General features: G+C 74.1%; 22 protein-coding genes. 15 read left to right on the top strand and 7 right to left on the bottom strand.

The window, feature by feature from the left end; all coding sequences use genetic code 11:
- Nucleotides 1–54 precede the first annotated feature (54 nt).
- Nucleotides 55–1,497 (bottom strand): MFS transporter, encoded by a 1,443-nt coding sequence (locus ACFPK1_RS01305; protein WP_378019082.1) that lies wholly within the window; start codon nucleotides 1,495–1,497, stop codon nucleotides 55–57.
- A gap of 219 nt (nucleotides 1,498–1,716) precedes the next feature.
- On the opposite strand from ACFPK1_RS01305, the gene ACFPK1_RS01310 reads away from it, so the two are divergent.
- Nucleotides 1,717–2,307: a YqgE/AlgH family protein gene (locus tag ACFPK1_RS01310; protein ID WP_378019083.1), complete on the top strand. Its 591-nt coding sequence runs from the start codon at nucleotides 1,717–1,719 to the stop codon at nucleotides 2,305–2,307.
- 105 nt (nucleotides 2,308–2,412) lie between these two features.
- Nucleotides 2,413–2,937, top strand: a complete 525-nt coding sequence (locus ACFPK1_RS01315) for a DUF427 domain-containing protein (protein WP_378019084.1) — start codon at nucleotides 2,413–2,415, stop codon at nucleotides 2,935–2,937.
- 1 nt (nucleotide 2,938) lies between these two features.
- Here the strand turns inward: ACFPK1_RS01315 and ACFPK1_RS01320 are convergent, their stop codons facing one another.
- A complete protein-coding gene (locus tag ACFPK1_RS01320) occupies nucleotides 2,939–3,412 on the bottom strand; it encodes an SdpI family protein (RefSeq protein ID WP_378019085.1) in 474 nt (157 codons plus the stop codon).
- A 136-nt stretch (nucleotides 3,413–3,548) separates the two neighbouring features.
- On the opposite strand from ACFPK1_RS01320, the gene ACFPK1_RS01325 reads away from it, so the two are divergent.
- The gene (locus tag ACFPK1_RS01325) at nucleotides 3,549–6,455 is read left to right on the top strand and encodes a leucine--tRNA ligase (RefSeq protein WP_378019545.1); all 2,907 of its coding nucleotides are present in this window, start codon (nucleotides 3,549–3,551) and stop codon (nucleotides 6,453–6,455) included.
- Nucleotides 6,456–6,716: 261 nt separating this feature from the next.
- A complete protein-coding gene (locus tag ACFPK1_RS01330; protein ID WP_378019086.1) occupies nucleotides 6,717–7,661 on the top strand; it encodes a hypothetical protein in 945 nt (314 codons plus the stop codon).
- 161 nt (nucleotides 7,662–7,822) lie between these two features.
- Here ACFPK1_RS01330 and ACFPK1_RS01335 read toward each other — a convergent pair whose 3' ends face one another.
- Nucleotides 7,823–8,905, bottom strand: a complete 1,083-nt coding sequence (locus tag ACFPK1_RS01335) for an inositol-3-phosphate synthase (protein WP_378019087.1) — start codon at nucleotides 8,903–8,905, stop codon at nucleotides 7,823–7,825.
- A gap of 56 nt (nucleotides 8,906–8,961) precedes the next feature.
- Nucleotides 8,962–9,627, bottom strand: a complete 666-nt coding sequence (locus ACFPK1_RS01340) for a PadR family transcriptional regulator (RefSeq protein ID WP_378019546.1) — start codon at nucleotides 9,625–9,627, stop codon at nucleotides 8,962–8,964.
- 156 nt (nucleotides 9,628–9,783) lie between these two features.
- Between ACFPK1_RS01340 and ACFPK1_RS01345 the strand changes: the two genes are divergently transcribed.
- The 9 genes from ACFPK1_RS01345 (at nucleotide 9,784) to dnaB (ending at nucleotide 19,571) form a co-directional block, all read left to right on the top strand.
- Nucleotides 9,784–10,191, top strand: coding sequence for a DUF5318 family protein (locus ACFPK1_RS01345; protein WP_378019088.1), 408 nt, complete (start codon nucleotides 9,784–9,786; stop codon nucleotides 10,189–10,191).
- A 345-nt stretch (nucleotides 10,192–10,536) separates the two neighbouring features.
- Nucleotides 10,537–13,080 (top strand): transglycosylase domain-containing protein, encoded by a 2,544-nt coding sequence (locus ACFPK1_RS01350; RefSeq protein ID WP_378019089.1) that lies wholly within the window; start codon nucleotides 10,537–10,539, stop codon nucleotides 13,078–13,080.
- A 33-nt stretch (nucleotides 13,081–13,113) separates the two neighbouring features.
- Nucleotides 13,114–14,715 carry a glycosyltransferase family 87 protein gene (locus ACFPK1_RS01355; RefSeq protein WP_378019090.1) on the top strand — a complete coding sequence of 534 codons (1,602 nt, stop codon included), beginning with the start codon at nucleotides 13,114–13,116 and terminating at the stop codon, nucleotides 14,713–14,715.
- Between the two features lie 170 nt (nucleotides 14,716–14,885).
- A complete protein-coding gene (locus ACFPK1_RS01360) occupies nucleotides 14,886–15,827 on the top strand; it encodes a hypothetical protein (protein WP_378019091.1) in 942 nt (313 codons plus the stop codon).
- Nucleotides 15,828–15,971: 144 nt separating this feature from the next.
- Nucleotides 15,972–16,298 (top strand): 30S ribosomal protein S6, encoded by a 327-nt coding sequence (gene rpsF / locus ACFPK1_RS01365; RefSeq protein ID WP_274283169.1) that lies wholly within the window; start codon nucleotides 15,972–15,974, stop codon nucleotides 16,296–16,298.
- A complete protein-coding gene (locus ACFPK1_RS01370) occupies nucleotides 16,298–16,846 on the top strand; it encodes a single-stranded DNA-binding protein (RefSeq protein ID WP_378019092.1) in 549 nt (182 codons plus the stop codon). Before rpsF ends, ACFPK1_RS01370 begins: the two co-directional genes overlap by 1 nt.
- Nucleotides 16,847–16,885: 39 nt before the next feature.
- Nucleotides 16,886–17,122, top strand: coding sequence for a 30S ribosomal protein S18 (rpsR, locus tag ACFPK1_RS01375; protein ID WP_133826840.1), 237 nt, complete (start codon nucleotides 16,886–16,888; stop codon nucleotides 17,120–17,122).
- An 11-nt stretch (nucleotides 17,123–17,133) separates the two neighbouring features.
- On the top strand, nucleotides 17,134–17,583 hold the full coding sequence (gene rplI, locus ACFPK1_RS01380) for a 50S ribosomal protein L9 (RefSeq protein WP_378019093.1): 450 nt from the start codon (nucleotides 17,134–17,136) through the stop codon (nucleotides 17,581–17,583).
- Between the two features lie 596 nt (nucleotides 17,584–18,179).
- Nucleotides 18,180–19,571 carry a replicative DNA helicase gene (gene dnaB / locus ACFPK1_RS01385; protein WP_378019094.1) on the top strand — a complete coding sequence of 464 codons (1,392 nt, stop codon included), beginning with the start codon at nucleotides 18,180–18,182 and terminating at the stop codon, nucleotides 19,569–19,571.
- Between the two features lie 9 nt (nucleotides 19,572–19,580).
- Here dnaB and ACFPK1_RS01390 read toward each other — a convergent pair whose 3' ends face one another.
- The 3 genes from ACFPK1_RS01390 to cutA form a co-directional block, all read right to left on the bottom strand.
- Nucleotides 19,581–19,787, bottom strand: a complete 207-nt coding sequence (locus ACFPK1_RS01390; protein ID WP_378019095.1) for a hypothetical protein — start codon at nucleotides 19,785–19,787, stop codon at nucleotides 19,581–19,583.
- 59 nt (nucleotides 19,788–19,846) lie between these two features.
- Nucleotides 19,847–21,052, bottom strand: a complete 1,206-nt coding sequence (locus ACFPK1_RS01395) for an MFS transporter (RefSeq protein ID WP_378019096.1) — start codon at nucleotides 21,050–21,052, stop codon at nucleotides 19,847–19,849.
- Between the two features lie 83 nt (nucleotides 21,053–21,135).
- Nucleotides 21,136–21,465, bottom strand: coding sequence for a divalent-cation tolerance protein CutA (gene cutA, locus ACFPK1_RS01400; protein WP_378019097.1), 330 nt, complete (start codon nucleotides 21,463–21,465; stop codon nucleotides 21,136–21,138).
- A 42-nt stretch (nucleotides 21,466–21,507) separates the two neighbouring features.
- Between cutA and ACFPK1_RS01405 the strand changes: the two genes are divergently transcribed.
- Both ACFPK1_RS01405 and ACFPK1_RS01410 read left to right on the top strand, forming a co-directional pair.
- Nucleotides 21,508–22,437 carry an NAD-dependent epimerase/dehydratase family protein gene (locus ACFPK1_RS01405; RefSeq protein ID WP_378019098.1) on the top strand — a complete coding sequence of 310 codons (930 nt, stop codon included), beginning with the start codon at nucleotides 21,508–21,510 and terminating at the stop codon, nucleotides 22,435–22,437.
- A gap of 138 nt (nucleotides 22,438–22,575) precedes the next feature.
- A complete protein-coding gene (locus ACFPK1_RS01410; RefSeq protein WP_378019099.1) occupies nucleotides 22,576–23,451 on the top strand; it encodes an aldo/keto reductase in 876 nt (291 codons plus the stop codon).
- The last annotated feature ends 33 nt before the right edge of the window (nucleotides 23,452–23,484 follow it).

Consider the following 23,484-nt stretch of genomic DNA (forward strand, 5'->3'; position numbering starts at 1 on the left):
GCGCGCCGAGCAGCTGCTGGTCGACGCGGACGGCGACGGCCGCCACGAGCTCGCCTACCTGTCGTCGGAGCCCGGCTCGCCCTCGGCGCGCTGGGACGTGCTGCTGCTCGACACCGACGGCGACGGGGCGGTGGACGCGCTGGTCGGCGAGGGCGCGGCGGGCTGGGTGCCGCCCTGACGCTGCTGCCAGCGCAGCGCCAGCTCGTGCACCACGAGCCCGAGCAGGTAGATCGCGGCGGCCAGCACCAGCAGCAGCGGCGAGCGCCCGCTGGGTGGGCAGAGGAACGCCGCGCCGGCCACGGCCACCACGTAGGTGACGTTGAACGTGGTGTCCGAGAGCGAGAACACCCGCCCGCGCACGTCGTCGCCGACCTCGCGCTGCACCGCGGCGTCCGAGCAGAGCTTGATCGCCTGGCCCACCAGCCCGAGCACGAACGACCCGGCGAGGATCGTGGGCAGCGTCATCGGCAGCCCCAGGCCGAGCAGGGCGATCGCGGCCACCACGAGCATGATGCGCACGGTGCCGGGGCGCCCGACCCGGGCGGTGAGCCACGGCGTGAGGAACGCGGCGACGCCGAGGCCGGCGGCGACGGCGGCCACCACCTCGCCCAGCCCGGCGATCCCGGCCTTGAGCGGCCCGACGTCGGTCAGCGAGTTCCGCATCAGCAGCATCACCACGAGCGTGGTGATGCCGAACGCCAGCCGGTGCGCGGCGACGGCGCCGAACGCGGCGAGCACGCCGGGGGCGTCGCGGGCGGCCCGGGCGCCGTCGACGAGCCCGTGCGCCACGGCCTTCAGCGCGCGGGCGGCCTCGGTGCGCTCGTCGGGCCCGAGCGAGCCGCGGGCGATGGTGGCGGCCACCATCACGATGACCAGCGAGCCGACGGCGGCCACGGCCGTCGTCCACGCCGCGTCGGCGTCCGCGGGACCGATGATCCCGCGCAGTCCGATCGCGCAGCCGGCGCCGATCGCCGCGGCCACGGCGCCCGACGTCGTGACCAGCGAGTTCGCGCCGACCAGGTGCTCGTCGGCGACCACGTGGGGCAACGCCGCGGAGAGGCCGGCCTGGATGAAGCGGCTCACGCCGATCGTGGCCAGCGCGCCGAGGTAGAGCGCGGGCCCGGTGACCCCGGCGAGGACCACCCCCGCGGTGAGCAGCGTCAGCACGCCGCGCAGGGCCCCCGCGACGACCATGACGCGGCGGCGGTCCCAGCGGTCGAGCAGGGCGCCCGCGAACGGGCCGATGAGCGAGTAGGGCAGCAGGACCGTCGCCAGCCCCAGGGCGACCATGAGGGGGTCGGCCTCGCGCTCGGGGCTGAAGAGCACCAGCCCGCCGAGCGCGGCCTGGAAGACGCCGTCGCCCCACTGCGCGGCGAGCCGGACCGTCAGGAGCTTCCCGAAGCCAGGGTGGACGAGCAGCTCGCGCAGCCGCCGCACCGGGTTGCGTGCCGGGGTCGCGGCGGCCACTGGGGCGGGCGGGCCGGGAGCGACGGACACGGGCGCCCACGCTACGCGGTCGACCACGACCGCGGTCCCGCGAGCGCTCCCGGGAATCCCGCCGACCGATCGGCGCACGGCCCTCGCCCGTCTCGCCCCGCCGCCCGCGGCGGAGCGGCCCATCCGTGCCCGGACGTGTCCGCGGCCACCCCGTGATCGACCCGTGACCATGCGGACGTGCCTGCCGCCCCGCGGTCCGCCGGTGCGACGATGGGGTGCGTGGCCAGTGGTGTGGGTGAACATCAGCAGGCCGAGGTCGAGGCGGGGACGCTCCTCGTGGCCTCCCCGACCCTGACCGACCCCAACTTCGCGCGCTCGGTCGTGTTCGTCATCGACCACCGGCCCGCCGGCACCCTCGGCGTCGTGCTCAACCGGCCCAGCGAGGTCTCGGTCGCCGACGTCCTGCCCGGCTGGGACCCGCACACGACCCGCCCCAACGCGGTGTTCGTCGGCGGACCGGTCGAGCAGCGCACCGCGCTGTGCCTCGCCGCCCTGCGCACCGGCGAGGACCCGGCGAGCACCGGCGGCGTCGTCGGGGTCCGCGGGCCGCTCGCGCTCGTCGACCTCGACGGCGACCCCGACGACCTCGCCCCCCGCGTCCGGGGCCTGCGCGTGTTCGCCGGCTACTCGGGCTGGGACCGCGGCCAGCTCCAGGGTGAGATCGGGCGGGGCGACTGGTACGTCGTGCCCGCCCTGCCCGACGACGTCCTCGCCCCCGCCGGCTACGACCTCTGGGGCGGGGTGCTGCGCCGCCAGGGCGTCCCGCTGGCCCTCCTCGCCACCCACGTCGCCGAGCCGCGCCGGAACTGAGCGCCGCCTCTTCCGCAGCGAACGGGTATCTCGCTGCTTCTATGCGCGCGAAGTCCCCGTTCGCTCGCCGCGCCGGGCCGGGTGCGAGCACCTAGCGTCGGGCCCGTGCGACGTGTCGAACCCGGGCCCGGCCAGGAATCGGTGTGGGACTACCCCCGTCCGCCGCGGGCCGAGCCCTCCCGGCGGCGCGCGGTCGTGACCCACGGCGGCACGGTCGTCGCCGACTCCGACGACCTCGTCCGCGTGCTCGAGACCAGCCACCCGCCGACCTGGTACCTGCCGCGCACCGCGTTCGCCGACGGCGTCCTGCGCCCCGCGCAGCGGCGCACGGTGTGCGAGTGGAAGGGGACGGCGCGCTACGTCGACATCGTCGTGCCCGGCGCGGCCCCGCTGACCGACGTCGGCTGGTGGTACCCGGAGGGGGACACGCAGCGCAGCGGAGCTGGACCACGGGAGGGGGCCGTCTACCCCGAGCTCGCCGACCGCGTCGCGCTCTACCCCGCGCCGTTCGACGAGATCACCCTCGACGGCGAGCGCGTCGAGCCCCAGCCCGGCGGGTTCTACGGGGGCTGGATCACCGCGGACGTCGTCGGCCCGTTCAAGGGCGCCCCGGGCACCTGGGGCTGGTGACTCAGGCCTCGGCCTGGGCCCGCGGGCAGATCGCGCACGAGCCCCCGCAGAGCCCCGGCGACTCCGGCGCGCACTCCGGCTCCTCGGGCGTCACGGCCGTGCACGGCGTCGCCGGCAGCGCCATGAGGGCCTCGTGCTCGGCCTCCTCCGCATCGGCGAACCGCGACCCGACGACCCCGCCGGCGCCGAGCAGCCCGACCAGGGCCAGGGCACCGAGCACGAGCATCGTCACGCCCGCCGCGGTCGTGGCGGCGGCGAGCGCGGCCCCCGCCCCGACGAGCCCGGCCACCCCGGCGCCGACGAAGGCCGGGGCGGCGGCCCTGTTCGCGCGGCGGAACCGGTCGACGGCGCTCATGGTCCACACCGTGCGCACGCCGAGGACGCGGTTGCGGGGCAGGCGGTGGGACAACGCGAGGACGCCGGCGCCGCCCACCAGCAGGGCGGCCGCCGCCAGGACCAGGGCCGGGACGATCACACCCCCAGAGTAGGCTCGATGCGTCCTCGCAGGGATCCGCGGTGCCCCGTCGTGCGGCGCCGGACCCGACCGCGGGCTCCCCGCGAGAGGACCCCAGGTCGATGTGCAGGAGGAACCCGTGACCGCCGAGCCCGAGGTGGCGAGCCGCGCCGACGATCCCGGCAGCGGCAACGGCAGCGGTGGCGCACCGCCGTACCGCTACACCGCCGCGCTCGCGAACGAGATCGAGCGGCGCTGGCAGGACCACTGGGAGTCCGCCGACACCTTCGCCGTCGCGAACCCGTCCCCGGACGGCCCGGCGCCCGCGGGCGAGAAGTTCTACCTGATGGACATGTTCCCGTACCCCTCCGGCGCGGGGCTGCACGTCGGGCACCCGCTGGGGTTCATCGGCACCGACGTCCTGGGCCGCTTCCTGCGCATGACCGGGCGCACGGTGCTGCACACCATGGGGTTCGACGCGTTCGGGCTGCCCGCCGAGCAGTACGCGGTGCAGACCGGCACGCACCCGCGGACCACCACCGAGGCGAACATCGCGCGCTACCGCGCCCAGATCCGCCAGCTCGGCCTGGCCCACGACCAGCACCGCTCGGTGTCCACCACCGACATCGACTTCTACCGCTGGACGCAGTGGATCTTCCTGCAGATCCACGGCTCCTGGTACGACCGCGAGGCCGACCGCGCCCGCCCGATCAGCGAGCTCGAGGACGAGTTCGAGAAGGGCATCCGCGCCCTGCCCGACGGCCGCGACTGGACCGCGCTCTCGCGCCCCGAGCAGGACCGCGTCCTCGACGACCACCGCCTGGCCTACCTGGCCGACGCGCCGGTGAACTGGTGTCCCGCGCTGGGCACGGTGCTCTCCAACGAGGAGGTCACCGCCGACGGGCGCTCCGAGCGCGGCAACTTCCCGGTGTTCCGGCGCAACCTGCGCCAGTGGATGATGCGGATCACCGCCTACGCCGACCGCCTGGCCGACGACCTCGACGGCGTCGACTGGCCGGACTCGGTCAAGACGATGCAGCGCAACTGGATCGGGCGCTCGCAGGGCGCGCAGGTCCGGTTCGACTCCCCGGCCGGTCCGATCGAGGTCTTCACCACCCGCCCGGACACGCTCTTCGGCGCCACCTACCTGGTCCTGGCCCCCGAGCACCCGCTGGTCGACGCGCTGACGCCCGCCGCGTGGCCGTCGCCGCCGACCGGCGAGGAGCTCGACGGGCGCTGGACGGGCGGGGCCGACACGCCCGCGCAGGCGGTCGCGCAGTACCGCAGCGTCGTGGCGTCGCGCTCGGACCTGGAGCGCCAGGAGGCGCGCGACAAGACCGGCGTGTTCACCGGCGCGTGGGCGACCAACCCCGTCAACGGCGAGCCCCTGCCCGTCTTCGTCGCCGACTACGTCCTCATGGGCTACGGCACCGGCGCGATCATGGCGGTGCCCGGCCAGGACCAGCGCGACTGGGACTTCGCGACCGTCTTCGGGCTGCCGATCCGCCGGACGGTGCAGCCGCCCGCAGGCTTTGACGGCGAGGCGTACGTCGGCGCCGGCGCGGCGATCAACTCGGCGAACGACGAGGTCTCGCTGAACGGCCTGGGTGTCGACGAGGCGAAGGCCGCGATCATCGCGTGGCTCGCCGGGCGCGGCGACGGCGAGGCGGTCGTGCAGTACAAGCTGCGCGACTGGCTGTTCTCCCGCCAGCGCTACTGGGGCGAGCCGTTCCCCGTGGCCTACGCCGCCGGCGGCGAGAGCGACGGCGGGTCGTCGGTCCCGCGCGCGCTGCCCGACGGCGACCTGCCGGTGCTGCTGCCCGACGTCGAGGACTACTCGCCGAAGTCGTTCGCGCCCGACGACCGCGACTCCTCGCCCGAGTCGCCGCTGGCCCGCGCGACCGACTGGGTGGCGTTCTCCGAGGACCTGCCCTCGGACCCGGAGCGCGGCTTCGCCGAGTACCTGCGCGAGACCAACACGATGCCGCAGTGGGCGGGCTCGTGCTGGTACTACCTGCGCTACCTCGACCCGCACAACGAGCAGCGCTTCGTCGACCCCGACGTCGAGCGCTACTGGCTGGGCCCGCGCTCGCCCGGCGACCCCGGCGGCGTCGACCTCTACGTCGGCGGCGTCGAGCACGCCGTGCTGCACCTGCTGTACTCGCGGTTCTGGCACAAGGTGCTCTTCGACCTCGGGCACGTGTCGTCGTCGGAGCCCTTCCGCAGGCTGTTCAACCAGGGCTACGTGCAGGCCTGGGCCTACACCGACGCGCGCGGGGTCTACGTGCCGGCCGAGGAGGTCGTCGAGGACCCGTCGTCGGCCACCGGATTCACGTGGAACGGTGAGCCGGTCCGCCAGGAGTACGGGAAGATGGGCAAGTCGCTGCGCAACGTGGTGACGCCCGACGAGATGTGCGACGCCTACGGGGCCGACACCTTCCGGCTCTACGAGATGTCGACGGGGCCGATGGAGGCCTCGCGGCCGTGGTCGACGCGCGACGTCGTCGGCTCGCACCGCTTCCTGCAGCGCGTGTGGCGGCTGGTGATCGACGAGCAGACCGGCGCGCTGCGCGTCTCCGACGCCGAGCCCGACCGCGACACCCTGACCGCCCTGCACAAGGCGATCGACGGCGTGCGCACCGACCTGCCGGCGATGCACTACAACACCGCCGTCGCCAAGCTCATCGAGCTGGCCAACCACCTGACCAAGACGTACCCGAACGGCGGCGCCCCGCGCTCGGTGATCGAGCCGCTGGTGCTCCTGCTCGCGCCGCTGTGCCCGCACCTCGGCGAGGAGCTGTGGTCGCGGCTGGGCCACGCGGAGACGCTCGCCTACGCCCCGTTCCCCGAGGCCGACCCGGCCCTGCTCGTCGAGGACTCCGTCGAGTACCCGATCCAGGTCAACGGGAAGGTCCGCTCGCGCATCACGGTGCCCGCGGTCGCCGGGGAGGACGACGTCCGGACGGCGGCGCTCGGCGACGCCAAGGTCGTGGAGCTCCTCGCGGGCGCCGAACCGCGCAAGGTCATCGTCGTCCCGGGCCGCCTGGTCAACATCGTCCGCTGAGGCCGGCCGCGTCGTTCTGAGCGAAGGGCACCTTTGGTCGAATAGACGGGCGAGGGGCGCCCCTCGCCGGAACGCCGGCCGCGACCGCGAGCCCCCGCCGACTGAGCGAAGGGCACCTTCGGTCGGATAGATCGGCGAGGGCGCCCCCTCGCCAAGACGCCGGCCCAGCGCCGACCGGCATCGCGCCGAGCGCGGTTCTGAGCGAACGGTCCCTTCGCTCAGAACGGGATCCGGCGGGACCGCCGCTGCGTCGAACCCGGTATGCCTCGTCGTGCACGGGTCGACTGGGACGCGGTCAGCGCCGCGGCCCCGGACGGCCTCATCCTCGTCCGTGATCTCCGCGCGCTCGGCGTCCCGTCGAGCACCATCGTCTTCCGCTGTCGCAAGGTCGGTGGCTCGTGGTGGCGCCCGCTCCTCGGGCTCGTGGCCCTGGCCAGGGGCACGCTCACCGTCCACCAACGCCTCGTCGCCGCGCTGCTCGTGACCGGGGAGGACGCGCTCGTCACCGGGCTCGCCGCGTGCCGCCTCCACGGCCTGAAGAACGTGCCCGACCACGAGGTCGTCCACGTCCTGATCCGTCACGGGAGCCGTCACCGCTCCGAGGGCTTCCTCGTCGTCGAGCGCACGAAGCGGATGCCGGCGTCCCGCACGCTCGACGACATCCGCTGCGCGACGCTGGCCCGGACCCTGCTCGACGGTGCCCGCCGTCTCCTGCGGATCGACGAGGTGCGCGCCCTCCTGTGCGAGGCGGTACAGCGGCACATGGTGACCGTCGCCGCCCTCCGCGAGGAGATCGAGGCCGGCTCCTGCCGCGGGGCCGCCCTCGTGCGTGCCGTGATCGTCGAGCTCGAGGACGGCATCCGGTCCGCGGCCGAGGCGTGGCTGCGCGAACTGGTGCTCGGCATGGACGACTTCCCCGTCGTCCACTGGAACGCCGACCTCCGGTCCCCCGACGGCTCTCGTCTCGCGTGCGTGGACGGCCTGGTCGACGGGGTGCCCTTGGTGATCGAGCTCCACTCGTTCGAGCACCACGCCGACCTCGACACCTTCGACGCCACCATGCGCCGGCAGGGCGAGCTCGCCGCGGCCGGGTACATCGTCGTCCCGATCACGCCGCGGGAGTTGCGGGAGGACCCGGACGGCGTCCGGCGCAAGCTGCGGGCCGCCCTCGAGGAGGCCCGGGCCCTGACCGCGCCCGCCACCTGACGCCTCGCCGACCCCGTGATGAGCGAAGGGCCCCTTCGGTCGGATAGATCGACCGAAGGGGCCCCTCGCTCAGAACCAGGTCGCACCGAGCATTCCGGCGAAGGGCGCCCCTCGCCGATCTAGCCGACCGAAGGTGCCCTTCGCTCAGGACCCGAGGACCGTCAGGCCGGGCCCCGCTCGCCGCGGATGAACTCCTCGACGCGGTCGTAGGCCACCGAGTCGCGGTACTGCTCGGGCGGCGACTTCATGAAGTACGACGACGGCGCGAGCAACGGGCCGCCGATGCCGCGGTCCATCGCGATCTTCGCGGCGCGCACGGCGTCGATGATGATGCCCGCCGAGTTCGGCGAGTCCCAGACCTCGAGCTTGTACTCCAGCGAGAGCGGCACGTCGCCGAAGGCGCGGCCCTCGAGACGCACGTAGGCCCACTTGCGGTCGTCGAGCCACGGCACGTGGTCCGACGGGCCGATGTGGACGTTGCCCTTGCCCATGTCGCGGTCGATCTGCGACGTCACCGAGTTGGTCTTCGAGGTCTTCTTCGACTCGAGGCGCTCGCGCTCGAGCATGTTGCGGAAGTCCATGTTGCCGCCGACGTTGAGCTGCATCGTGCGGTCGAGGTGCACGCCGCGGTCCTCGAAGAGCTTCGCCAGCACGCGGTGGGTGATGGTGGCGCCGACCTGCGACTTGATGTCGTCGCCGACGATCGGGACGCCGGCGTCGGTGAACTTCTGCGCCCACTCGGGGTCGGACGCGATGAACACGGGCAGCGCGTTGACGAAGGCCACGCCGGCGTCGATGGCGCACTGCGCGTAGAACTTGTCGGCGTCCTCGCTGCCCACGGGCAGGTAGGACACGAGGACGTCGGCGCGCGCCTCGCGCAGCGCGGCGACCACGTCGACGGGGTCGCCGTCGGCCTCGGTGATGGTCTCGCGGTAGTAGCGGCCGAGGCCGTCGTAGGTGTGCCCGCGCTGGACGATCACGCCGGTCGGCGGCACGTCGGCGATCTTGATCGTGTTGTTCTCGGACGCGACGACGGCGTCCGCGAGGTCCTGGCCGACCTTCTTGGCGTCGACGTCGAACGCCGCCACGAACTCCAGGTCGCGGACGTGGTAACCGCCGAAGTCGACGTGCATCAGACCCGGCACCCGCGCGGCCGGGTCGGCGTCGGCGTAGTAGTGCACGCCCTGAACGAGCGACGCGGCGCAGTTGCCCACGCCCACGATCGCCACTCGGACCGAACCCATGGCTGTTCTCCTCTTTGTCTCTTTCTCGGGGTGACGGGTGACGGGACCTGCGGGAGTCAGGCGCCGTGCGGGGTCGGACGGGCTCCGGTGCCCGGCTCGTCGTCAGGACCTGTCGGTGTCTCCGGAGCGGTCTCCCCGCGCTCGGCCGCGATCAGCTCGTTGAGCCAGCGGACCTCGCGCTCGGTGGACTCCAGACCGATGCGGTGCAGCTCGCGTGTGTAGTGGTCGATCTGCTCGCCCGCGCGGGACAGCGTCGAGCGCAGCCCCTCGCGGCGCTCCTCCACCTGGCGGCGCCGTCCCTCGAGGATGCGCATCCGCACCTCGACGGGCGTGCGGGAGAAGAACGCCAGGTGGATGCCGAAGCTCTCGTCGTCCCACGCCTGGGGCCCGACCTCGGCGAGGAGCTCGTCGAAGCGGTCCTTGCCCTCGGCGGTGAGCTCGAAGACACGCCGGCCCCGACGCGTCTTCGAGCCCCAGGAGCTCCGGGACGACGACCGCGCGCGGGAGGACGCGGCGGTCTCGGCGCCCTCCTCGGGTCCGTCGCCCGGTGCGTCGGTGGTCTCCGCGATCAGGCCCGCACGTTGGAGCCTGCGCAGGGTCGGGTAGAGCGATCCCCACGAGAACGCCCGGAACGTGCCGAGCCGGGCGTGCAGCTGCTTGCGGAGCTGGTAGCCGTGCATGGGGGCCTCGTGGAGCAGGCCGAGCACGGCGAGCTCGAGCACGGCCACCTCCCCCACGATCACGACGTCGTCCTCGCCGACCATATCGGACCGATACATCAGGCGTCGCCGATGCGCGATCACGTCACAGTCCGGCGGGTCGTCTGGCGGGCCCGCGATCAGGGGACGCGGGGCGGCGCGCATGGCTAGGCTGGCGTCGTGCCGGGAGTCCGTCAGGTGGTCGACTACGCGCTGCAGCGCCGCGCGGCGCTCGCCGACGTTGCGGCGGGCCGCGTCGCCACCGCGGACGCCTGCGACGCGGGCACCTACCTGCTCCAGGCCGCCTCGTACCACGGTCGCCCGACCACCCGGACCTGCCCGCTCTGCCAGCGGGAACCCCTCGTCGAGGTTATGTGGATCTTCGGTGAACGGCTCGGTGCGGCCGCCGGATCCGCTCGTTCCGCCGACGAGATCAACCGGTTGGCGGATGCGATCAGCGAGTTCACCGTGCACGTCGTGGAGGTCTGCCGGTCGTGCCGGTGGAACCACCTCGTACAGTCATACGTCCTGGGGACCGACGATGCGTCGGGAGGGGGCCGCCGGCGGCGCCGGACCGCCTCCCCCTGACGCGGGTCGGACCCCCGGGTCCGACGGGGAACGCCCACGGGACTGACGAGGGAACCACCCGGCATCGGGAGGCGATCGGTGGACGACGAGCGGCGCACGGACCGCGGGGGCGGTCGACCCCCCGGGTCCGACCGCGGCACACCGCCCGCACCCCCGGCCCGGTCCGGCCCGCGCGGTGACCGCCCCGGCGCCCCGCAGGGACGTCCGCCCGGTCCGCCGCCCGGTCCGCCCCCCGGTCCGGCGGGACCGCCGCCGGGGCCAGGAGGCCCGCCCCGGGGACAGCGCCCGCCGGGACCCGGTGGCCCGCCGCACCCCGAGAACGGGCTCCCGCCCGGCTGGCGGGCGGTGCCGCCGTCGCAGAACCCCACCCACCACGCGCCCGTCGACGCGCCGACGGTCGCCCACGGAGCCGCGGTCGATGCGCCGGCACGCCGCAGCGCCGTGGGCACGGTGACCCCGCCCGAGGGCCGGGAGTCGGCGCGCGAGCCGCGCCTCCTCACCCACGACAGCGGCCCGCCGCGCAACGGCACCGCGACGCGCGCGATGGCCCCGACCGCCGCCGCGACCTCGCGGATGGGCGCCGGCGGGCTGTCCGGCACCGCCGTGGCCCCGGCCCGCACCCGCCCCGGCGGGGACGACGGCGGCGACGAGCCCCCGCGCGGCCGGTCGCGACCGACCGATCGGGGCCCCGACCCGCGCAAGCGACGCAACCGTCGCCTCCGGCGCATCGCCTACGTCCTGCTCGGGCTGATCCTGCTCGGGCCGGTGCTGGCCTTCGCGGTCGGCTGGATCTTCTTCCGGGTGCCGACGCCCGACGACGCGACCAACAACCAGCTCGCGACGATCTCGTACGCGAACGGCTCGTCGCTGGCCTCGCTGGTGCCCGAGCAGGGCAACCGCATCAAGGTGCCGATCACCCAGGTGCCCCTGCACGTCCAGCAGTCGGTGCTCTCGGCCGAGGACCGCTCCTTCTACTCCAACCTCGGCTTCGACCCGGTCGGCATCCTGCGCGCGGTGTGGCTCCAGGCCACCGGCGGCAGCGGCGGCGGATCGACGATCACCCAGCAGTACGTCAAGAACACGCTGGTCGGCGACGAGTACTCGATCTGGCGCAAGTACCGCGAGGTGGTGATCGCGGCGAAGATCTCCCAGGAGCAGAGCAAGGAGGAGATCCTCGGCAACTACCTCAACACGATCTACTTCGGGCGCGGCGCCTACGGCATCCAGGCCGCCTCGCAGGCCTACTTCGGCAAGGACGTCTCGCAGCTCTCGGTCTCCGAGGGCGCGATGCTCGCCGGTCTCATCCAGTCGCCGTCGCGCTGGGACCCCGCCGTCGACCGCGGGATGTCCGAGCAGCGCTGGAACTTCGTGCTCGACGGCATGGTCAGCCAGAACTGGCTGCCGGCCGCCGAACGCGCCGGGCAGGTCTTCCCGGCCGCGATCCCGCCGCAGCCACGGCGCAGCGGCATCCCGGACAACGACCGCGGACACATCGTCTCGGCGGTCCGCTCCGAGCTGAACTCCTACGGCATCACCGAGCAGCAGGTGAACCAGGAGGGCCTGCAGGTCACGACGACGATCGACCCCGACCTGCAGGACGACGCGGTGCGGTCCGTCGAGCGCCGGCTGCGCGGCCAGCCGCAGAACCTGCGCACGTCGCTCGTGTCGGTCGACCCGCGCACCGGCGCGATCGTCGCCTACTACGGCGGGGAGGACGGCTCCGGCTTCGACTACGCCCAGGCCCAGCGCCAGCCGGGCTCGTCGTTCAAGCCCTTCGTGCTGCTCGCCGGGCTGCAGCGCAGCCCCTCGCCGATCGGCCTCGGCACGACCTTCGACGGGTCGAGCCCGCAGACCATCGCGGGCACCGAGGTCGAGAACAACGAGGGCGAGAACTGCGCCAACTGCGACCTGCGCACGGCGATGACGCAGTCGATCAACACGGTCTTCTACCAGCTGGGCGTGCAGGTCGGCCCCCAGCGCGTCGCCGACGCCGCGCACCAGGCGGGCATCTCGGCCGACCTGCCCAACCCCAGCGGCGGCATCTCGCTGGGCGACCGCGAGGTCCGTCCCGGCGACATGGCCGCGGCGTACGCGACGTTCGCCGCGGACGGCGTCTACCACCGGCCGCACCTCGTCAGCCGCGTCACCACCGCCGACGGCCGGGTGCTCTTCGACGCCGGCGCGCCCGCGGGCGAGCAGCGGATGAGCCAGCAGCTCGCCCGCAACGTCACCGAGTCGATGCTGCAGGTGGCCGACCACTCCGGCATCGCGCTCGGCGGCGGGCGCCCGGTCGGCGCGAAGACCGGCACCGTGCAGTCGTCGGTCGACGGGCAGAACAACGACGCCTGGACGGTCGGGTTCACGCCGTCCATCTCGACGGCGGTGTGGGTCGGCACCGACGACAACACCCCGATCAAGACCCGCGACGGGCGTCCGATCTACGGGCGCGGCGTGCCCGGCCAGATCTGGCAGGGCTACATGAACGACGCCCTGCAGGGCGACCCCGTCGAGCAGTTCTCGGACTTCCGTCCGATCGGCGCCCCGCCGCAGACCACCCCGACCGCGCCCCCGGACCAGGCGCCGTGCGTCGAGGGTCAGCCGTGCCCGCCGGAGGACCAGCAGGGCGGCGACCAGGGCCAGGGCGGCGGTGACCAGGGCGGCGGCGACCAGGGTCAGGGTGGCGGTGGCGACCAGGGCCAGGGTGGTGGCGGCGACCAGGGCGGCGGTGGCGGCGGCGACCAGGGCCAGGGTGGCGGCGGCGACGGCGGTGCCGGTGGCGGCGGCGGTGGCGGCGGTGACGGCGGCGGTGGTGACGGCGGTGCCGGTGGCGGCGGCGGCGGTGGCGGCGGTGGAGACGGCGGTGGCGGCGGCGGTCTGTTCGGTGGTTGACCGGCCTGACCGACACGCCACCGGCGGGACCCCGTGACCGGCTCGCCGACGCGGGCCCGCACCCACGACCCGGACTCGCTCGGCCCGGACCAGCGGGTGCGTCCCACCCAGGAGGACCCGTTCGTCGCGTCGCTGTCGACCGTGGTCGGCGGCCCGCTGGGCGAGCACGCGGTCGCCGGGCGGGCGCGGTTCCTCACGCCGCTGCGGGTGGTGCTGCTGCTCGCGGTGACGGTGCTGGCGATCGCGTGGTTCGCCAAGGCGCCGTGCCTGCAGCAGTACCCGGGGGAGAACGGGCTCGAGCTCGACTGGCGTGACGGGCGCCAGTACGTGGCGATGTGCTACTCGGACACCGTCCCGCTCTACACCGCCGAGCGCCTCGACGTCGGCGGCATCCCGTACGTGACGTCGTGGGTCGACCGGCGCGAGGACGGCAGCGAGCAGGTCCGGTACATGGAGTACCCGGTGCTCACCGGGTTCTTCCAGTGGGCCAACGCCCGCCTCACCGACCTGTGGCTGGCCGGCGCCGACGCCGGGCTGCTCCCGGGCGGGCTCGCGGTGGTCGTGTACTTCGACCTCTCGGCGTTCTGGCTCGCGCTCGCGTGGCTGGTGACGATCTGGGCGGTGGTGCGGCTGCGCCCCGGCCGTCCGTGGGACGCCGCGCTCGCCGCGGTGTCACCGCTGGTCGCGGTGCACGCCTTCACCAACTTCGACACGCTCGCCGTCGCCGCGGCGACCCTCGGGATGCTCGCGTGGGCCCGTCGACGACCCGTGCTCGCGGGGCTGGTCCTGGGCGTGGGCGCCGCCGCGAAGCTCTACCCGCTGTTCCTGCTCTTCCCGCTGCTGCTGCTGTGCCTGCGCGCGGGGCGGATGCGGGCCTGGGCGCAGGCCACCTGCGCCGGGATGCTGGCGTGGTCGGCGCTGAACCTGCCGGTGGCCCTCGCCGCGCCCACGGGGTGGTGGGAGTTCTTCCGGCTCAACGGCGAGCGCGGGGCCGACCCCGACTCGCTCTACAACGTCGTCTCCGGCTTCACCGGCTGGAGCGGGTTCGACGGCCCGCTCGCCCCCGGACAGCCGCCCTCGGTGCTCAACGCGGTCAGCGCCGTCCTGTTCGGGGTGTGCTGCCTCGCGATCGCGGTGCTCGTGGTGAAGGCCCCGCGCCGGCCACGCTTCGCGTCGATCGCGTTCCTCGTGATCGTGGCCTTCCTGCTGACCAACAAGGTGTGGAGCCCGCAGTACTCGCTGTGGCTGGTGCCGCTGGCGGTCCTCGCCTACCCGCGGTGGCGCCCGCTGCTCGCGTGGATGCTGGTGGACGCGCTGGTCTGGGCGCCGCGCATGTACTACTACCTCGGCACCGACGCCAAGGGCCTGCCCGCGCCGTGGTTCCTCGGGGCGGTCGTCCTGCGGGACATCGCGGTCCTGGTCGTCGCCGGGCTCGTCGTGCGCACGGTCCTGCGTCCCGAGCACGACCCGGTCCGCACGCCGCGGGACCCGTCGTTCTCCCGGGGGCTCGACGACCCCGACGGCGGCGTGCTCGACGGGGCGCCGGACGAGACGCGGCGCCTGTCCCGCGCCGACGCCGTGATCGAGGCCGTGGCGGGTCCGCTGCGGCGGCGGGGACCTTCAGTCCCTCGATGAGGTCGACTCCCCCGGACGGGGCGTGTCGCTGGGCGACGACTCCGGCGGGCGGGTGAGGCTGGGCGTCACCACCGGGCGACCTACTCGTTGGTCACCACGTGCCGCCGGTCGGCCCGCTCCCCCGCGGGGCCCACCGGCACTCCCCGGGCAGTTGGAGAGAGGTCCCCTTCATGGCGCTGCGTGCTCCCCGCCGTCTGCTGACCGCCGCCCTCGCCGGCGGACTGGTGACGGGCTCGCTGCTGCTCGGTGCCGGCGCCGCGGTGGCGGCCCCGAGCTCCGACGACGTCGTCGAGGCGCGCTGCGGCGAGACGGTGCGCGCCGAGGAGGGCCAGACCCTCAAGGTCATCCCGAGGCTGGGTCTCCCGCTCGAGCGCGAGGTCACCCAGGGCATGAAGCCGATCCGTGAGCTCCTCGGCGGACTGCTCTGCACCGTGCAGGTGATCGTCGTCGAGCCGGTGTCCGCGGGCGTCGCGCAGGCCGCGCCGCCGCTGCGCCCGGCCGCCGAGCAGCTCAGCCGCGGCACCGGCGCCGTGCTCGACCCGACCCCGCAGCCGCGGGCGACCACCCCGCGCTCGCAGGCCGCCACGCCCGCGCCGGCCGCCGCGGCCGTCCCGACGCTCACCCCGCAGCAGGCGGCGGCCGCCGCGCCGGCGTTCGCGCCCGCCTTCGGGGCGCTCCCCTCGTCCTTCCTGCGCTCGGCGAGCGGCCCGGCGCCGGGCCTCGCGACCTACGACCCGAACATGCTGCTCGGCTCGGCGTTCCCCGGCCTGCGCGCGGGCGCGCCCGCCTACCTCGGCTACGACGTCGCGAGCGCGGTGACCACCGCCAGCCAGGTGCAGGCCCTGCCCGTCGACGGGCTGACCGACGGCGGCGTGGGCGTGCCCGCGCTCCTCGCGGTGCTCGCGCTCTCGGGTGTCGCGGCGTTCACCGTCCGGCGGATCGTGCTGGGCAAGGCCCCGGTGGCCGCGGCGGGGGCGGGCGAGACGGCGGCCGACGAGACCGCCGAGACCGCCGAGGCCGACGGTGCCGATGCCGACGCCGAGCTCGACGACGAGGCCGAGCGCGACGAGGACGTCACCACCGCGAGCCCGCGCACGCCGGTCCCCGCCTGAGCGGGAACCGGCGGGAACCGGGGGCCGCGCTGCTGCGTCGGACCTGGTAGGGCCTCGGCGGGACGTCGGTCGCCGGTTGGTAACCTGACCGGACCGAGACCCTCCTGCCACGGATCGTCCGTGGCCGCTGAGCCCACAGGAGGTGTGGTCCTCGTGCGCCATTATGAACTGGTCGTGATCCTCGACCCGAGTCTGGACGAGCGGACCGTCGCCCCGTCCCTCGAGACGTTCCTCAACGTCGTCCGCAACGACGGCGGCACCGTGGAGAACGTCGAGGTCTGGGGACGTCGCCGGCTGTCCTACGAGATCGAGAAGAACGCCGAGGGCATCTACGCCGTCCTCGACATCAACTGCGAGCCCGCGACCGTCAAGGAGATGGACCGCCAGCTCGCGCTGAACGAGTCCGTGCTCCGCACCAAGGTCATGCGCCGCGACCCCGCCTTCGCCGGGCGCCGGGGCAAGGCGAACTGATGGCCGGCGACACGGTCATCACCGTGGTCGGCAACCTCACCGCCGACCCGGAGCTGCGGTTCACGCCGTCCGGTGCCGCCGTCGCCAACTTCACGGTCGCGTCGACGCCGCGCACCTTCGACCGCCAGAGCGGCGAGTGGAAGGACGGCGAGGCCCTCTTCCTGCGCTGCAACATCTGGCGCCAGGCCGCGGAGAACGTCGCCGAGACGCTCACCCGCGGCGCGCGCGTCATCGTGCAGGGCCGGCTCAAGCAGCGCTCGTTCGAGACCCGTGAGGGCGAGAAGCGCACCGTCATCGAGCTCGAGGTCGACGAGATCGGCCCCTCGCTGCGCTACGCCACGGCGTCCGTCACCAAGGCCTCGCGAGGCGGCGGTGGGGGCGGCGGCTACGGCGGTGGCGGCGGCAACGGTGGCGGCGGCTACGGCGGCGGCCAAGGAGGCTCCGGTGGCGGTGGCTGGTCCGGCGGGTCGGACGACCCGTGGGCCTCGGCCCCGGCCGCGGGCTCCTCGGGCGGCGGCGGCGGATACGACGACGAGCCCCCGTTCTAGATCTCACTCATCCCAGTTCTGCTCAGGAGAAGAAACACCATGGCGAAGCCGCCGGTGCGCAAGCCCAAGAAGAAGGTCTGCACCTTCTGCAAGGACAAGAACCAGCTGATCGACTACAAGGACACCAACCTCCTGCGGAAGTACATCTCCGACCGCGGGAAGATCCGCGCGCGCCGGGTGTCGGGCAACTGCTCGCAGCACCAGCGCGACGTGGCCGTCGCGGTGAAGAACTCCCGCGAGATGGCGCTCCTGCCCTACACCTCGACGGCGCGCTGAGGGAGGCCGACGTGAAGCTCATCCTCACCGCCGACGTCCCCAACCTGGGCGGCCCCGGCGACACCGTCGAGGTCAAGGACGGCTACGGCCGCAACTTCCTGCTGCCCCGCGGCCTGGCCATCGTCGCCACCCGCGGCGCGCAGAAGCAGGTCGAGACGATCCGCCGCACCCAGGAGGGCAAGCGGATCCGCGACCTCGACCACGCCAAGGAGGTCGCCGGGCAGATCCAGGGCCTCGGCACCGTCACGGTCACCGGCAAGGCCGGCCAGGGCGGGCGCCTCTTCGGCTCGGTCACCCCGGCCGACGTCGTGTCCGCGGTCCGCTCGCAGGGCGGCCCGAACCTCGACAAGCGCTTCATCGACATCGCGGGGCACATCAAGTCCACGGGCGACCACGAGGTCACCGTGCGGCTGCACCCGGACGTCGCGGTCGCGCTGCCCCTGGACGTCCAGGGCGCCTAGCACCGACCTCGTCGACGGGTCGAGCTCCCGCTCCGCTCCGTCTCCCGCGCACGACCCACCTCGGGCCCGGACCGCCGCCGCGCGGTCCGGGCCCGACGTGTGTCCGGACCCCCGCGGACCGGTCCCGCCCGGCGGTCCCCGGTGATCGCCCGCGATCATCCGCCGGCCCGCCCGGCGAGCCCCGCCCGCCGCTCGGCTCGCCACGCCCCGCCACCGGACGAACACGCCGACGACACGCCCCGAGCGACGCGCCGAGGTGTTGGTCATCCACTTGTTGTCCACAGTGCGCACAGGACCGTGACCTGCGACGACGCACCCACAAGGGTGGTTGCCAACAGGTTGTCCCCAGGTGTGTGCCCACCGCGGGGGTGTGCTCGGTGGACCGATCCCGGTGTTGTCCCCAGGGCATCCCCAGGGGCCCCTGGAGCGGTGCTCGGCGGGGACCTACCGTGCCGTCCACGCGGTCGCGACGGCTGCGGTCGGGGTCCCGCCCCGGTCCGGTGCCGCCGGGCTGTCGGTGGGCGCTGCTAGAACGGGTGTTCGACGGGCACGGGTCTGCCGTGCCGGTCTCCGGGCGAGCGTGAGGGAGTGACCGCGTGGCGGTGCTGGACGATCGGGGGACGTCCGGACGAGGTCCGGAGCGTCCCGGTGCGGCGCCCCCGGAGTTCGACCGGCAGCCGCCCCAGGACCTGCCGGCCGAGCAGTCGGTGCTCGGCGCGATCCTGCTGTCCAAGGACGCCATCGCCGACGTCGTCGAGATGCTCAAGCCCGACGACTTCTACCGCCCGGCCCACCAGACGGTCTACGAGTGCGTGCTCGACCTCTACGGCCGCGGTGAGCCCGCCGACCCGGTCACGGTCTCCGCCGAGCTCGAGAAGCGCGGCGAGCTGCTGCGCATCGGCGGCGCCCCGTACCTGCACACGCTGATCGCGACGGTGCCCACGGCCGCCAACGCCGGCTACTACGCCGAGATCGTGGCCGACCGGGCGATCCTGCGGCGCCTGGTCGAGGCGGGCACGCGCATCGTGCAGCTCGGCTACCACGGCGCGGAGGGCTCCGACACCGACGACATCGTCGACCGCGCCCAGGCCGCGGTCTACGAGGTGACCGACCGCCGCGTCACCGAGGACTACGTGGCGCTCGAGGACGTCCTGCAGCCGACGATGGACGAGATCGACGCCATCGCCTCGCGCGGCGGGGTCTCGTTCGGCGTGCCCACCGGCTTCACCGACCTCGACGACGTCACCAACGGCCTGCACGCCGGCCAGATGATCATCGTCGCCGCCCGTCCCGGCATCGGGAAAAGCACCCTGGGAATGGATTTTGCCAGGTCAGCAAGCGTCAAGCACGGCCTGACCTCGGCGTTCTTCTCGCTGGAGATGAGCCGCACCGAGATCGTCATGCGCCTGCTGTCGGCCGAGGCGAAGATCCGTCTGGCCGACATGCGCGCCGGCACCATGACCGACGACGACTGGACGCGGCTGGCCAGGCGGATGAGCGAGATCAGCGAGGCGCCGCTGTTCATCGACGACTCGCCCAACATGACGATCATGGAGATCCGGGCGAAGGCGCGGCGGCTCAAGCAGCGCCACGACCTCAAGCTGATCATCCTCGACTACATGCAGCTGATGACCTCGGGCAAGAAGGTCGAGTCCCGCCAGCAGGAGGTCTCGGAGTTCTCCCGCCAGCTCAAGCTGCTGGCCAAGGAGCTCGAGGTCCCGCTGGTCGCGATCAGCCAGCTGAACCGCGGTCCCGAGCAGCGCACCGACAAGAAGCCGATGCTCTCCGACCTCCGCGAGTCGGGGTCGCTGGAGCAGGACGCCGACATGGTCATGCTCATCAGCCGGCCCGACGCGTTCGAGCGCGACGACCCCCGCGCCGGCGAGGCCGACCTCATCCTGGCCAAGCACCGCAACGGCCCCACGGCCACCATCACCGTGGCCCACCAGCTGCACTACAGCCGGTTCAGCGACATCGCGCGGGGGTGAGCGGCGCGCTCAGCCCGGGAGGACCTCGGGGAGGCCGGACATCGCGACCAGCGCGGGATCGCGGAACTCGACCACGCGGGAGATCCCGGCGGCGGTGGCGGTCAGCCCGGGCCGCGGCACCGGCACGTCGCGGACCGGCTCCAGGTCCCGGGGGCCGTGCGAGGACGCCTGTCGGAGGGCGCGCATGGTCGGCGGGATGGTCGGCGGGACGGTCACGGTGGGCTCCTCGGATCAGGGTCGACCGCCGATCCGGGCAGCGGGAGGTCAGCGGGAGGTCAGCGGGAGCGCAGCGGCCAGATCACGGCGACGGTGAGGGCCAGGAGCACGCCCATGAAGGCGACGGTGGCGGGCCAGCCGGCCAGGCCGTAGGCCACGCCGCCGAGCGTGCCGCCCACCGAGGAGCCGACGTAGAACGCGGCGAGGTAGAGCCCGGAGGCCACGGCCCGGCCCTGCTCGGCGCGCCGGCCCACCCACGCGCTCGCGACGGGGTGCGCGGCGAAGAAGCCGACGGTCAGCAGCACGAGGCCGGCGATGACCACGGCGACCCAGGACGTCAGCATCGCCAGCGCGCCGAGGGCCGCGAGCCCGGCGGCGCCGATGAGCACGGGCCGGGCGCCGACGCGGTCGGCGAGGCGGCCGGCGCGGGCGGAGGTGGCGGTGCCGACCGCGTAGAGCACGAAGACGAACCCGACGACCAGCGGCGGCAGCGCGAAGGGCGGGGCGAGCAGCAGGAACGTCACGTAGTTGTAGGCGCAGACGAACACGCCCATCACCAGCAGGCCGACCGCGAAGAGCCGGCGCATCACCGGGTCGCGCAGGTGGGCCCGCACCTCGCCCAGGAGGGCCCGGGCGCCGACCGCTCCCGGACGGAAGCGCCGCGAGGCGGGCAGCACCAGCACGAACGCCACGAGACAGGCGGCGGAGAGCAGCGCGATCCCGGCGAGCGCCCACCGCCACGAGCCGGTGAGGTCGGCCAGCGCGCTGACCACGATCCGCCCGCCGAAGCCGCCGACCGAGTTGCCGGCGACGTAGAGGCCCATGGCGCCGCCGAGGTGACGCCCGTCGATCTCGTCGGCGAGGTAGGCCATGCCGACCGCGGGCAGCCCGGCCAGCGCGAGACCCTCGAGGCCGCGCAGCACGAGCAGCAGCCCGAAACCGGGCGCGCCCGCCGCGGCGAGGCCGAGCACGACCGCGGCGACCAGCGAGCCGATCATCACCGGGCGTCGGCCCCAGCGCTCGGAGAGCGCGCTGGCCGGGATGATGCCGATCGCCACCGCGGCGGTGCTGACCGAGACCGCCAGCGATGCCGTCCCCGGCGTGATCCCGTAGGCGTCGACGAGCGCCGGGAGCAGCGGCTGCGTGGCGTAGAGCAGGGCGAACGTCGTGAAGCCCGCGAAGAACAGCCCGATCGCGATCGGCCGGAACCCTGGCTCCCCGCGACGCAGGGCCGCCGGCAGCGCGGGATCCACCGTCGTCGACATCATTGCCGAGGCTAACGGTCGGGGGCGTCTCCCCGCTCCGTCTCCTCCATCACTGGTCGAGCTCCCCTATCGGCGTGCTCCCCTCATCGCTCCGTCTCCTCCGCCACCCAGTCCAGGTACGGCCCGTGCCCCCCGACCACGGGCACGACGAGCACCTCGGGGACGTCGTAGCCGTGCTCGGCGACGAGGCGGGCGGTGAGGTCGTCGACGCGCCCGGCGTCGGTCTTGAGCCAGAGCTGCCACTCCGGTTCCACCGACACCGCGCCCTCCCAGCGGAACACGCTGCGCACCGGGCCGCTGATCTGCACGCAGGCCGCGAGGTGCGCGTCGACGAGCACGCGGGCCAGGCGCTCGGCCTCGTCGGCGGAGTCGGTGGTGGTGAGCACGACGCGGGCGGTCGGGTCGGAGGTCATCAGCTCATCTCCCGGGACGTCGGTCCGTGCCACGATGCGCCGATGCTCCTCGTCACGGGTGCCACCGGGTTCGTCGGGTCGGCGGTCGTCGCACATCTGCACGAGCAGGGGTACGCGGTGCGCGCCATGGTCCGCGACCCGTCCCGCGCCGACGTCCTGCCCGACGGCGTGGAGCGGGTGGCCGCCGACCTCGCCGACGCCGACTCGCTGGCCCGCGCGATGGACGGCTGCGAGGGCGTCTTCCACCTCGCGGCGGCGGTCGGCATGCCGGGGCCGGAGGCGCGCGAGCTCAACGTCGGCGGCACGCGCCGGGTCGTCGAGGCGGTCCGCCGGGCCGGGGTCCGGCGCCTCGTCCACACCTCGACCAGCGCGGCGATCTGCGTGCCCGATCCCGACGGGCCCGGCTGCCTCGTCGCCGAGGACGCCGCCGGCGGCACCGCGCTCACCGACACCTACTCCGCCACGAAGGCCGAGGCCGAGACCGTCGTGCTCGACGCCGTCGCCGCCGGCGGCCTGGATGCGGTCGTCGCGACCGTCGTCAACGTCTACGGACCCTCGCCGCGGGGCCCGCTGAGCTACAACCAGCTGTTCGCGGCCGCCGCGCGCGGCGAGGTCGAGGGCATCGTCGACACCCGCGTCGGCTGGACGCTGGCGCAGGACGTGGCGGCCGGCGAGCTCCTGGCGTTCACCGACGGGGAGGTCGGGCGGCGCTACGTGCTGTGCGGGCAGATCGCGTCGTTCCCGGAGGTCCTCGACACCTACTGCGAGCTCGCCGGCAGCCCCCACCGGGTGCGGGCCCTCCCGCAGGGCAGCGAGCTCCCGCCGGGCGCGCCGCCGTTCGCCGACCGGTCGGTCGTCTACGGCCACCTCGGGGGCTACCGGGTCCGCGACGACGGCGCCCGCGCGCTCGGCGCCGCACCCCGCGGGATCGCGGAGGGACTCGCCCTCACCGCGGACTTCATGCGCGCCTGACCTACCCGGACGTCAGCCGTCCGGGGCCGTGCGGGAGGGTCCGGTGGGAGATCGGACACGCCCGCCGTCGCTGGTCGGCCGGGGATGCCAGTCTGGATCCCACGGCTGCACCTGACACGGCCGGGAGAGGGTGAGCACATGACCGACGACAACGTGGTCGGAGCGGGCGTCGTGGCCGCCTCGGGACAGTTCACGCTGGGCGGGGCCCTGAAGGTCCACCGCCTGGGATACGGCGCGATGCGCCTGACCGGCGAGGGGATCTGGGGTCCGCCGAAGGACCCGGACAACGCCCTCGCCGTGCTGCGCCGCGCGGTCGAGCTCGGCGTGGACTTCATCGACACGGCCGACTCGTACGGCCCGTACGTCAGCGAGGAGCTCGTCCGCGAGGCGCTGTACCCCTACCGCGGGGTGACGGTCGCGACGAAGGCCGGGCTGCTGCGCACCGGGCCGAACAAGTGGATCCCCTGCGGGCGCCCGGACTACCTGCGCCAGGAGGCCGAGATGAGCCTGCGCCGTCTCGGCGTGGAGACGCTCGACCTCTTCCAGCTCCACCGCATCGACCCGCACGTCGCGGCCGACGAGCAGTTCGGTCTGCTCGCCGACCTGCAGCGCGAGGGCAAGGTGCGCGAGGTCGGGCTGAGCCAGGTGTCCGTGGCCGAGATCGAGGCCGCCGGGAAGATCGTCGACGTCGCCTCGGTGCAGAACCGCTACAACCTGGTGGACCGGTCGTCCGACGACGTCCTGCGCCACTGCACCGAGCACGGCATCGGGTTCATCCCCTGGGCGCCCGCCGACGCGGGCAAGCTCGCCGAGCCCGGCAACGCCGCCGAGCGCGCCGCCGAGAAGTTCGGCGCGACGCCCGCCCAGGTCGCCCTCGCCTGGCTGCTGCAGCGCAGCTCGGTGATGCTCCCGATCCCGGGCACCAGCTCGCTCGAGCACCTCGACGAGAACTGCGGCGCCGCCTCGCTCGAGCTCGACCGCGAGACCGTCGCCACCCTGGACGCCGCCGCCTGACCCCCGTGAGCGAACTTCGGGGCCATCGCCCCG

Origin of the sequence: Actinomycetospora rhizophila (genome assembly GCF_042657905.1) — a bacterium.
Taxonomy (GTDB): Bacteria; Actinomycetota; Actinomycetes; order Mycobacteriales; family Pseudonocardiaceae; genus Actinomycetospora; species Actinomycetospora rhizophila.

Coding starts and splice junctions, on each gene's coding strand:
- ACFPK1_RS01330 (WP_378019086.1), top strand. CDS start 6,717: ATGCCTCGTCGTGCACGGGTCGACTGGGACGCGGTCAGCGCCGCGGCC.
- ACFPK1_RS01335 (WP_378019087.1), bottom strand. CDS start 8,905: ATGGGTTCGGTCCGAGTGGCGATCGTGGGCGTGGGCAACTGCGCCGCG.
- ACFPK1_RS01360 (WP_378019091.1), top strand. CDS start 14,886: ATGGCGCTGCGTGCTCCCCGCCGTCTGCTGACCGCCGCCCTCGCCGGC.
- ACFPK1_RS01370 (WP_378019092.1), top strand. CDS start 16,298: ATGGCCGGCGACACGGTCATCACCGTGGTCGGCAACCTCACCGCCGAC.
- rpsR (WP_133826840.1), top strand. CDS start 16,886: ATGGCGAAGCCGCCGGTGCGCAAGCCCAAGAAGAAGGTCTGCACCTTC.
- ACFPK1_RS01395 (WP_378019096.1), bottom strand. CDS start 21,052: ATGTCGACGACGGTGGATCCCGCGCTGCCGGCGGCCCTGCGTCGCGGG.
- cutA (WP_378019097.1), bottom strand. CDS start 21,465: ATGACCTCCGACCCGACCGCCCGCGTCGTGCTCACCACCACCGACTCC.
- ACFPK1_RS01405 (WP_378019098.1), top strand. CDS start 21,508: ATGCTCCTCGTCACGGGTGCCACCGGGTTCGTCGGGTCGGCGGTCGTC.
- ACFPK1_RS01410 (WP_378019099.1), top strand. CDS start 22,576: ATGACCGACGACAACGTGGTCGGAGCGGGCGTCGTGGCCGCCTCGGGA.